Source organism: Sphingomonas sp. BE123, from assembly GCF_031456015.1.
In the GTDB taxonomy this organism is placed as follows: Bacteria; Pseudomonadota; Alphaproteobacteria; order Sphingomonadales; family Sphingomonadaceae; genus Sphingomonas.
Genome location: NZ_JAVDTW010000001.1, coordinates 1326145 through 1336475, shown reverse-complemented (window position 1 = coordinate 1336475; position 10331 = coordinate 1326145). Strand labels below are relative to the sequence as shown.

General features: G+C 66.8%; 8 protein-coding genes. 6 read left to right on the top strand and 2 right to left on the bottom strand.

The genetic code is table 11. From position 1 onward, the window contains the following. Positions 1-68 precede the first annotated feature (68 nt). Positions 69-1199 carry a glycosyltransferase family 4 protein gene (locus tag J2Y54_RS06670; protein ID WP_310037997.1) on the bottom strand — a complete coding sequence of 377 codons (1131 nt, stop codon included), beginning with the start codon at positions 1197-1199 and terminating at the stop codon, positions 69-71. A gap of 63 nt (positions 1200-1262) precedes the next feature. Further along, positions 1263-2108 (bottom strand): FkbM family methyltransferase, encoded by an 846-nt coding sequence (locus J2Y54_RS06665; protein WP_310037996.1) that lies wholly within the window; start codon positions 2106-2108, stop codon positions 1263-1265. 184 nt (positions 2109-2292) lie between these two features. On the opposite strand from J2Y54_RS06665, the gene J2Y54_RS06660 reads away from it, so the two are divergent. From J2Y54_RS06660 to wecC, 6 genes are all read left to right on the top strand, one after another. Continuing rightward, a complete protein-coding gene (locus tag J2Y54_RS06660) occupies positions 2293-3618 on the top strand; it encodes an O-antigen ligase family protein (protein WP_310037994.1) in 1326 nt (441 codons plus the stop codon). An 87-nt stretch (positions 3619-3705) separates the two neighbouring features. After that, the gene (locus J2Y54_RS06655) at positions 3706-4407 is read left to right on the top strand and encodes a polysaccharide biosynthesis/export family protein (protein WP_310037992.1); all 702 of its coding nucleotides are present in this window, start codon (positions 3706-3708) and stop codon (positions 4405-4407) included. A 71-nt stretch (positions 4408-4478) separates the two neighbouring features. Next, entirely contained in the window at positions 4479-6623 is a 2145-nt protein-coding gene (locus J2Y54_RS06650) for a polysaccharide biosynthesis tyrosine autokinase (protein WP_310037990.1), read from the top strand. Between the two features lie 2 nt (positions 6624-6625). Continuing rightward, on the top strand, positions 6626-7852 hold the full coding sequence (locus J2Y54_RS06645; RefSeq protein WP_310037988.1) for a hypothetical protein: 1227 nt from the start codon (positions 6626-6628) through the stop codon (positions 7850-7852). Between the two features lie 58 nt (positions 7853-7910). Then, positions 7911-9044, top strand: coding sequence for a non-hydrolyzing UDP-N-acetylglucosamine 2-epimerase (gene wecB / locus J2Y54_RS06640; RefSeq protein ID WP_310037986.1), 1134 nt, complete (start codon positions 7911-7913; stop codon positions 9042-9044). Then, on the top strand, positions 9034-10287 hold the full coding sequence (gene wecC, locus J2Y54_RS06635) for a UDP-N-acetyl-D-mannosamine dehydrogenase (protein ID WP_310037984.1): 1254 nt from the start codon (positions 9034-9036) through the stop codon (positions 10285-10287). Before wecB ends, wecC begins: the two co-directional genes overlap by 11 nt. Positions 10288-10331: the final 44 nt, after the last annotated feature.

Genomic DNA, 10331 nt, shown 5'->3' with positions numbered 1-10331 from the left:
CGACGGGGAGAGCTCCCCGCCGCCGCGTCACCGCGCTCATAGGCGTGGCGCGGGACGTTGCAAAGGGCTCAGCGCCCCACCAGCCGGTGGATCAGCCCCTGCAACCGCGCGGTAAAGGCGGGCAGGGCGAAATAGGCGAGCCCCTCGGGGATCTCGCGCGGGGCGTCGATCACCTTGAAGATCGCCGCCTTGATCTGCGCGGGATCGTCGGGATCGACGACCTGGCCGATCATGCCGTGCCGCACCGCTTCCTGCGTTCCGTCCTGGTTGCTGCCGATCGCGGGCACACCGCACGCCAGCGCTTCCAGCACGACAAAGCCAAAGCCTTCGCCCTTGCTCGGCATCGCATAGACGTCGACCAGCCGGTAGATGTCGGCCTTTTCCTCTTCCTCGATCGGGCCGGTGAAGATCACCTTGTCGCCGACGCCCAGCGCCGCCGCCTTGGCCTCCAGCCGGGGACGGTCATCGCCCTTGCCGACGATCAGGTAGCGCAGCTCGGGGCGCTCCTTGAGCATTTCGGGCATGAGTTCGATGATCTCGTCAAAGCCCTTGTACTTTTCGGCCGGATCGAGCCGGCCAAAGGTCATGATGACCTTTGCCCCCTCGAGCCCATAGCGCGCGAGCAGGTCGGGCCGCTTGGGACCGATGCCGAATTCGTCGAGGTGAATCGCGTTGGGCGTCACTTCGGTCTTTTCGAGCGGGACCGGGCACCAGCTGCGGAAGCGGTCGCGGGTGACGGCGCTGACCGCGCAGACCAGATCGGCGCGGCTGGCAAAGAATTTGCCGCGCGGCGTGGCATATTGTGGCCAGGCGTCGATGCCATAGATGCACAGCATCCACGGCACGCGGCGCAACCGCGCGATCGCCCATGCCACCGGCGCCAGGTTGATGTGCGCGCAATAGACCAGATCGATGTCGGGATTGGCGCGCAGCTGGCGCCACACCGCCTTCAGATAGGCCGCAACGCTGCCCAGGCCGGACGTGTCATAGGTCAGCTTGTCGGGCAGCGGCTGGAGCGGGGCGGACTGGACGCGCGCGACCGACACCACTTTGCGCACCGCCGGATCGGCGCACATCGCCTCGATCACGTCGCGATTGTACAGCGCCACGCCGCCATAGCCGCCATAGGCATCGGTCGCGAGGTGCAGGATGGTCAGGCCGGCGGATCCGCGCGCGCCATGCGCCTTGGTGTCGGACATGTTCGATAATTCCCTGTCAACGGATGGGCGCCGGGGTCGCCCGGCACGCCGGGTGCGACCGGATCAGGCGGGCAGGGCCACGTTGCTGGCTTCCCAGCTAAGGCGTACCGCGCCCAACGCCGTCGCAACATCGCTGCGGATCAGCGCGTAATTCGCCTCGAAATACCGATCGAGCTCGGCATTCCATGCCGGGAAGATGGCGGGCCCGTCGGGATAGATGCGGGCGAGCTGGTAATCGGTCCCGTCGATCAAGCGGAACACCTCGTACAGGCTGCCGCGATTGGGCAGCCAGCGCCAGTTATATTCGAACTGCAGCGCGCCGATCGCGCCGCGCTCCAGCAGTGGCCGGATCGCGCGCAGGATTTCGATGTCATGCCCTTCGGTATCGACCTTGACCAGGTCGACCCGGTCGATGCCCTGCGCGTCCAGCTGGGTCTCGATCGTGGTCAGCGGTACCGTGACGGTGCGCGCGCCGGTCTCGCTGCCGGCGCTGCCCAGATGGTTGGTGCCGCTGGTTTCGCCGACCACGACCATCTCGGCCGTGCCGACCCGGTTTGATACCGCCATCTGATGGCACCGGATCCGCGGCTCGTCCGCAAAGCGGCGCGACACATGCGCAAAGCTGCCCTCGATCGGTTCGAACAGGTCGACCGACCAGTCCAGTGCAGGGCCGGCGACCGTCGCGACCTCAGCACTCCACTCGCCCAGATTGGCGCCGATGTCGAACGCGCGGAACGGCGTTCCGGGGGCGCTGCGCCGATGCGCGTCGATCACCTGGCGGATCAGCAATGCCTCGCCATTTTCGGCAATCTCGTTGCCGATCTCCTGACGCGACGCCATGTAAAGGGACCGTCCAAGCCGCCAGCTGGTCTTGCGGCCAAGGAGTCGAAGCAGAAGGCTGGTCTTCATGGCGCCGGAATAGACGCCAAGGGCCAGAATTCAAGCGCTATCGCTGTGCCGCGCGCACCGCCGCGCTTGCCTTGCAATCGTCAAATACGGTCAGTATCACGCGGCCTCCCCCCTTCGATGCTAGGCGTTTTTCGGCCCGATGGCGTTTCTTTCTTCTGTTCGATCGGCGGCAACGGCGTCCGCGTTGCTGTTGATCGTCGTCGCGATCCTGGCTGGCGGTGCTTCGCGGGCGGAAGTGCCCGGCTGGCTCGCCGTGACCATCGTCGCGCTGGGTGCGGTGGTGTGGCTGGTCTGGGTGACGCCGCCCGGCGCACTTGCCGTCGATCGCGGCGCGCTGTGGTTTGCCGCGGCCTGCGTCGCGGTGCCGCTGGTACAGCTCGTCCCGCTGCCCTTTGCGATCTGGTCCAACCTGCCCGGCCGCGCGCTCGAGGTGGCGGCATTCAAGGCTGCGGGTCTGGACGGATGGCTTCCGATCAGCACCACGCCGGGGCGAACGCTGCTCGCGGCGCTGGGCCTGATCGCGCCCTTCTGCGCCTTTCTGATCACGGCCCAGCTGGACCAGCGCGGGCGCCAGCGGGTGATCGTGGCCATCGTCGCCCTCGCGCTCGCCAGCGCGCTGCTCGGCCTGCTCCAGATCGCGGGTGGTGAGGACAGCGCGTTGCGCTTCTTCCGCGTCACCGCGAACGACGCGGGCGTCGGCTTTTTTGCCAACCCCAATCATCAGGCAACGCTGCTGATGGCGGCGGTGCCGCTGGCGGTCGTCGCCTTTGTCGAGCGATTGCCAAGCCGCGGCCTTGTGCCGCCGCCGATGATCGCGGCGCTGGCGGCGGTGATCGTGTTTCTTGCGGTCGGCATGCTGCTCACCTGGTCGCGCGCCGGGCTGGTGTTTCTGGCGATCGTGACGGTGGGCAGCATCCTGCTGCTGCCCGACCTGCTCCCGGACGGGCGCCGCCGGCTGGTGACCCAGCGCCGGTTGCTGGTGGTCGGGGCGCTGGCCATTTGCGGTCTGGTGACGCTCGGCATGGTCACGCTCGGCAGCGACGCGGTCGAGGATGCCGTGCGCGAGCAGGGCGGGGCGCGCCTCGACAATATTCCGGTGTTTCTGCGCATCGCGCTGGATTTCATTCCGTTCGGTTCGGGTCTGGGCAGCTTCGACCCGGTATTCCGCACCTATGAAACGCTGGACATGGTCAATCCGCGCTACCTCAACCAGGCGCATAACGAACCGGCGCAGCTGCTGATCGAGGCCGGGCTGTTCGGAGCGGCGCTGATGCTGGGCTTTGCCCTGTGGTGGGGGCGGCGCGCGTGGGAGGCATGGCGCGCGCAGCCCGCCGATCTGGAGGTCACGCTGCGCCGGGCGGCAATGCTGTCGGCGTCGCTGTTTCTGATCCATTCCTTTGTCGATTATCCGCTGCGAACGCCGTCGGCGGCAGTGGTGTTTGCGGTGCTGTGCGCGCTGATGCTGCCGGCTAACACGCGGTCTTTGCGGCAGGATCGCTCGCGCCGTTGACCGGTTATTGCGTTGCGAAGGGGCGGGAGGTCGGTTAAGGGTCTGCCCGCCGGACGGTGGTTTGTGCCGAGGTTTAAGGGGATCGCAGTGCGACGTTTCGTGGGTGCCGCGCTGGCATTGGGTCTGGCTGGATGTGCGGGCGACAATTTTCGCCCTGAGGATGCGGTGGCGGTGCGCCCGGTCGGTGGCGATGCGCTGCCCGCGCCGACGCTGGCGGATACGCAGCTGCGCTCGGCCGAATTTCCGCTCGGTGTCTCGGACAAGGTCGCAGTGCGCGTGTTTGGCGCGCCGGACTTCAATGTCGATACCGCGGTCGATCCGACCGGCGCGGTTACCGTGCCGCTGATCGGCGACGTGCCGGCCACCGGCAAGACCACGCGCGAGCTGGCGGCGGATATCGCCACCCGGCTTGGTGCGCGCTACGTGCGCAATCCCAACGTGACGGTCACGTTGCTTGAGGCGACCAGCCGGCGCGTGACGCTGGACGGCGCGGTGCGCAATCCGGGCCGCTATGCGCTGGTCGGGCCGACGACGCTGACCGAGGCGCTGGCGATGGGGCAGGGGACTGCCGACAATGCGCGAACCAGCGAAGTCATCGTTTTTCGCACGATCGACGGGCAGCGTTACGCCGCCCGGTTCAGTCTGCGCGATATCCGCGGAGGTCGCGCCGCCGATCCCGCCGTGTTCGGCAACGACGTGATCGTCGTCGCCGATGACCGCTCGCGTCTCCTGCTTCAGGATATTGCGCAAGCGGCGCCGATTGTCGGCATGTTTTACCTGTTCAGATAAAGCCGGGATTGATGATGAGCGTGCAAGAAGGCGCAGTTGACCGGCAGGGTGCGGGCCGTGACCCGGATGTGATGTCCCAGTGGGACGCGCGCATCCAGGAAGAGCGACCGTTGACCGAATATGTCAACATCATGCTCGGCCGCAAATGGCTGATCCTGTCGATGGTGCTGTTGGGCATCGTGGCTGCGGTGCTGATCACGCTGGGCATGCCCCAGCTATATCGTGCGACCGCGACGATCCAGATCGATCGTGAGGCTGCCCGGATCGTCGAGCAGCGCGGCGTGGAGCCGCCTGCATCGATCGGTCTGCAGGAATTTTACCAGACGCAATATGGCCTGTTGAAGAGCAGGGCGCTGGCCGAAACCGTGGTGCGTCGCCTCCGTCTGAGCGAGAATGAGGCGCTGTTGTTCGGTGCGCGCGGTCGCCCCGAGGACGATAAATATACCGCGCTGATGGCCGACCGCCGCGCGCGTGAAGCGATCGCGATCGGCGCCGTCCGCGGCGGTCTGGTGGTCTCGCCGGTTCGTGGCTCGGGCCTGGTCGATGTCAGCTTCTCGAGCTCCGACCCCAAGCTGGCCGCGCAGGTCGCAAACTCGGTTGCCGAGAACTTCATCGCCTCCAATCTGGCGCGGCGCTATGACGCCACCGCCTATGCCCGCCGCTTTCTCGAAACCGAACTCGCCGCCGCGCGGCGCCGGCTTGAGGCGTCCGAGCGCAACCTGGTCGAATATGCCAATTCGCAGCGCCTGATCACGCTCGATCGCACCAGCGAGACCGGGGCAACCTCGTCGCAGTCGCTGGCGTCGGTCGATCTTGCCGCGCTGAACGAGGCGCTCGCGGTTGCGCGCGCCGATCGCATTGCCGCCGAGGCCAAGGCGCGTGGCGGCAGCGCCACGATGCAGCGCCAGCTGGACGATGCCGCGCTCGCTGCGCTGCGCCAGTCGCGCGCATCGCTGTCTGCGGAGCTGGCCAAGCTGATGACCCAGTTCCAGCCGGACTATCCGCCGGCAGTCGCGCTGCAGCGCCAGATCGACGAGATCGACCGCCAGATGGGTGGCATGCGCCGCGCGGTGAGTGACTCGGTCCAGGCCGATTATCGCGCTGCCGTGCAGCGTGAGGAACAGCTGCAGGCCCGCGTGAACGCGCTGAAGCAGGACGTGCTCAACGTGCGCGATCGCTCGATCCGCTACGGGATCCTGCAGCGCGAAGCCGACACCAATCGCGAACAATATCAGGCGCTGCTGCAGCGCTACAAGGAAGTCACGGTTGCCGGCGGCGTCGGGGTCAACAATGTCTCGATCGTCGATACCGCGTTGCCGCCGGGCGGGCCCTACACGCCGCGTCGCACGCTCAACGTGATGATCGGCGCGCTGCTCGGCCTGATCGTCGGCGTCGGCATTGCCTTCCTGCTCGCACAGCTCGACCAGACCATCCGCTTCCCGCACGATCTGGGATCGCGCGTCGGTCTGCCGTTGCTCGGCAGCGTGCCAAAGCTGGCGCGCAACACCGATGTGCTTGGCGAGCTGAACGATCGTCAATCGACACTGGTCGAAGCGTACAACTCGATTCAGACGAGTTTGCGCTTCACCACCCGCTCGGGTGCACCACGCAGTATTCTGGTGACCAGTTCGCGCGCCGCCGAAGGCAAGACGACGACCAGTTTCGCGATCGCGCGCAACTTTGCAAAGCTCGGTGCGCGGACGTTGCTGATCGATGGCGACATGCGCAATCCCGCGGTCCATCGCGGCCTCGGCATCGCCAACAGCCAGGGGCTGAGCGACGCGCTGTCGGGCGGCAGTCCGCTCGATGGCATCCGTCCGCTCGACGACAATCTCAGCGTCCTGACCGCCGGTCCGTTGCCGCCCAACCCGGCCGAATTGCTCGCGGGTGACCAGATGGCCAAGGTGCTGGCCGAACTGCGCGGCCATTTCGACCATATCGTGGTCGACGGTCCGCCGGTGCTCGGCCTCGCCGACGCGCCGCTGATCTCGAGCTGCGTCGAAGGAACGGTGTTCGTGGTTGCCGCGCGCAACACGCCGGTCAAGGCGATGCAGATCGCGCTGCAGCGCCTGGCGCGGGCACGCGGCCATCTGCTCGGCGGCATCCTGACCAAGTTCGACCAGAAGGATTCGGCCTACGGTTACGGCTATACCTATAGCTACAACTATGGTGACCGCGATCGCTGGTCGTCGGGGAGCGGCAAGTCCGACGCCTGACGATGGCTGACGTGGTTCTCCCGAGCCGGAGCCGCCTGAGCCGGGTTGGCGTCGTGGTGCTGGCGCTGATCCTGCTGGCGCTGAGCGTGCAGACCGGGCTTGGGTTCACCCTTGCCCGGACCACGCCCGCGCTGGCTTACCGCATCGACCCGGGCAATCCGGAAGTCGCCGCGGCCAAGGCCAATTTCCTGGTGATGACCTCGACCAGCGCCGCCGCCGTCAAGCAGGTGGAGCAGGTTGCGCGCGAAGCCGTGGCCGGCGCCCCGCTGGCGCCGCTCGCCGTCCGCAACCTCGGCTTTGCTATCCAGGCCGCCGGGCGCAAAGACGAGGCGGTCGCGCTGGTCGATATCGCCGGTAAGATCTCGCGCCGCGACTTTCTTGCCCATGCGTGGCTGCTGGAAGAACGCAAGCGTGAAGGCCGCATGGCCGATGCGGTGTTCCAGGCCGACCTGATGATGCGCCAGCGGACGTCCAACTATGCGCATGTCATGCCGATCATGGTCGGGCTGCTTGCCAACCGGGACACCGTCGCACCGCTCGCGCGCGCGCTCGACAAGGACCCGGTGTGGCGCTCGTCCTTCCTCGATGCGATGGGCTGGGACGCGCAGAATCTTGAGAACAAGCTCGCGCTGCTCGGCGCGATCCGCCAGCTCGGCAGCCCCGCGACCAACCGGGAAATCGCCCCGCTGTTTCGCCGGGCGTGGGACAAGGCCGATCCGCGGATGCTGCGCGGGCATTGGGACCGGCTGGTGACGCTTCCGGCCGGTGCGCGGTCGGGTCTGCTGATCGATGGCGGTTTCGAATATCCCGATATTCCGCCGCCCTTCACCTGGACGCTCTATCCCAATCAGGAAGTCTATGCGGAAATCGCGCGACGCTCCGATTCCAGTCACGCGCTGTTTGCCTCGTTCGAGGGGACACGCGATGTCGAGTTTGCCGGACAGCAGCTGTTGCTGGCGCCCGGGCGCTATCAGCTGACCGGCACGGTGATGGGTCAGGATCGCGTGATGCCCGGCCAGTTCCGCTGGAGCCTGCGCTGCGGCCGCGACGGCACGGCGGTTCAGTCGATCCCGCTCAACCCGACGCTCGACCGCTGGACGCGCTTTGCAGCGACGCTGACCGTGCCGGAAAGCTGTCGCGAACAGCAGCTATGGCTGGTCGCCGGGCCGAGCGATCCTGCGGCGCTCGCTTCGATCCTGGTGGATTCGCTGGCGCTGCGCAAACTCTGACTCGATTTCGACCGGCAGGGGTGCAGGCCGGTTCAGCATCTTTGGGGGATGATCGCGAATGACGCAGGCTGAAAAACCACGGGTGCTCGTCATCTTCGGGACGCGGCCGGAAGCGATCAAGCTGTTTCCGGTGATCGATGCCTTGCGCGCATGCCCGCAGATCGAGCTGCTGTGCTGCGTCACCGGGCAGCATCGCGAACTGTTGCACCAGGTGCTCGACATGGCGGGAATCGTGCCCGACATCGACCTTGGCCTGATGCAGCCGGGCCAGTCGCTCGACGCGCTCACCGCGCGCCTGCTGCTGTCGCTGGGTGAAGTGATGGACCAGCACCGGCCGAGCCGCGTGATCGTTCAGGGCGATACCGCGACGGCGATGGTCGGCGCACTGGCGGCCTATTACCGCCGCATCCCGGTCTCGCATGTCGAGGCGGGGCTGCGCTCCGGCAATCTCTACCACCCCTGGCCCGAAGAGGCGAACCGCAAGATGATCGGCGCGATCGCCGACCAGCATTTCGCGCCGACCGAAACCTCGGCGGCAGCGTTGCGCGCGGAGAATGTGGATCCGGCAACGATCCATGTCACCGGCAACACGGTGATCGACGCGTTGCATGCCATGCGCGCGCGCATCGCCGCCGATCCGGCGCTGGCCGCCGGCATGGATGACCTGCTCGCCCGCGCCGGCGACCGCCGCATCATCGTGGTGACGACCCATCGCCGTGAGAATTTCGGCGGCGGGATGGAGGCGATCGGCCGGGCCATCGCGCGGATCGCCGCGCGCGGCGATACCTTTGTCGCCTTCCCGATCCACCCCAATCCCAATGTGCGCGCGCCGATGCACGCGCTGCTCAGCGGACGCGACAATGTCGCGATCATCGACCCGCTCGACTATCCCAATTTCGTCCGGCTGCTCGCGCACAGCCACATCGTCCTCACCGACAGCGGCGGCGTGCAGGAAGAGGCGCCCGGGTTCGGCAAGCCGGTGCTGGTGATGCGCGACACGACCGAACGGCCCGAGGGTGTGGTCGCCGGCACCGCGCGGCTGATCGGGACGCAGGAAGACGCCATCGTCGCTGCGGTCGAAACTCTGCTGGACGACGCGGCCGCCTACGGGGCAATGGCGCGCGCGCACAATCCATTCGGCGACGGCAAGGCCAGCGGCCGCATTGTAAAGGTGATCCTCGATGCTTTCTGACACTGCCCCGACGGTTGCCGTGATCGGCCTTGGCTATATCGGCCTGCCCACGGCGGCGGTGGTTGCACGATCCGGCGCGCGCGTACGCGGTGTCGATGTCAGCGCGCATGTCGTTGACACCGTGGCCGCTGGAAAGGTGCATATCGAGGAGAACGACCTCGACGCACTGGTGCAACAGGTGGTGTCGGCCGGCGCGCTCACCGCGTCGCTGGACATGCCGCACGCCGATTACTTCGTGATCGCCGTCCCGACCCCGTTCAAGGAGGGGTTCGCGCCCGATATCGCCTATGTCGAAGCAGCGGCGCGCGCGGTCGCGCCGATGCTCGAAGTCGGCAACACCGTCATCCTTGAATCGACCTCTCCGGTCGGTACGACCGAGGTGATCCGCGACATCCTCGCCCAGCTGCGCCCGGATCTCAGCTTTCCGCACTGCCCGGCCGACGTCGCCGACATCGCGGTTGCCTATTGCCCGGAGCGGGTGCTGCCCGGCCGGATTCTGGAAGAACTGGTCAGCAACGATCGGTGCATCGGCGGTATTTCCGACGCCTGCGCCGCACGCGCGCTCGGCTTTTATCAGCGCTTCGTGCAGGGCGATTGCCTGCTGACCACCGCGCGCACCGCGGAAATGGTCAAGCTGGTGGAAAATGCGTTCCGTGACGTCAACATCGCCTTTGCCAACGAATTGTCAGTCATTTCGCACGGGCTCGACCTCGACGTGTGGGAGGTGATCCGGCTCGCCAACCGGCATCCGCGCGTCAACATCCTGCAGCCGGGCCCCGGCGTCGGCGGGCATTGCATCGCGGTCGATCCGTGGTTCATCGTGCACAGCGATCCGCAGAATGCGCGCCTGATCCGCACCGCGCGTGAGGTCAATGACGACAAGATCGACTTCACCGTGGCCCGCGCGGTCGAGCAGATCGAACTTGGTGGCGACGCGCCGATCGCGGTGCTCGGCCTGGCGTTCAAGCCCAATATCGACGACCTGCGCAGCTCGCCGGCGGTCGAAGTCGCGCTGAAGCTCGCCGCGCGTTACGGAGAGCGCATCCGCATCGTCGAACCCTATATCGAATCGCTGCCTGCCGCGTTTGCCGATAGCGGCGCGACGCTCGTGTCGCTCGATACGGCGCTGGACAGTTGCGGCAGCGCGATCCTGCTGGTCGATCACGATGCATTCAAGGCGGTCGATCGCAGCCGCGTGGCATCGCTCGCGGTGCACGATTCGCGCGGAATCTGGCGCAACTGATCCTGGTTCAACCTCCCCTCCCAGGCCGGGAGGGGAGGTAACGT

Excerpts from the sequence above, each read along its gene's own strand:
- J2Y54_RS06670 (WP_310037997.1), bottom strand. The coding sequence starts at position 1,199 with ATGTCCGACACCAAGGCGCATGGCGCGCGCGGATCCGCCGGCCTGACC.
- J2Y54_RS06665 (WP_310037996.1), bottom strand. The coding sequence starts at position 2,108 with ATGAAGACCAGCCTTCTGCTTCGACTCCTTGGCCGCAAGACCAGCTGG.
- J2Y54_RS06650 (WP_310037990.1), top strand. The coding sequence starts at position 4,479 with ATGTCCCAGTGGGACGCGCGCATCCAGGAAGAGCGACCGTTGACCGAA.
- J2Y54_RS06645 (WP_310037988.1), top strand. The coding sequence starts at position 6,626 with ATGGCTGACGTGGTTCTCCCGAGCCGGAGCCGCCTGAGCCGGGTTGGC.
- wecB (WP_310037986.1), top strand. The coding sequence starts at position 7,911 with ATGACGCAGGCTGAAAAACCACGGGTGCTCGTCATCTTCGGGACGCGG.
- wecC (WP_310037984.1), top strand. The coding sequence starts at position 9,034 with ATGCTTTCTGACACTGCCCCGACGGTTGCCGTGATCGGCCTTGGCTAT.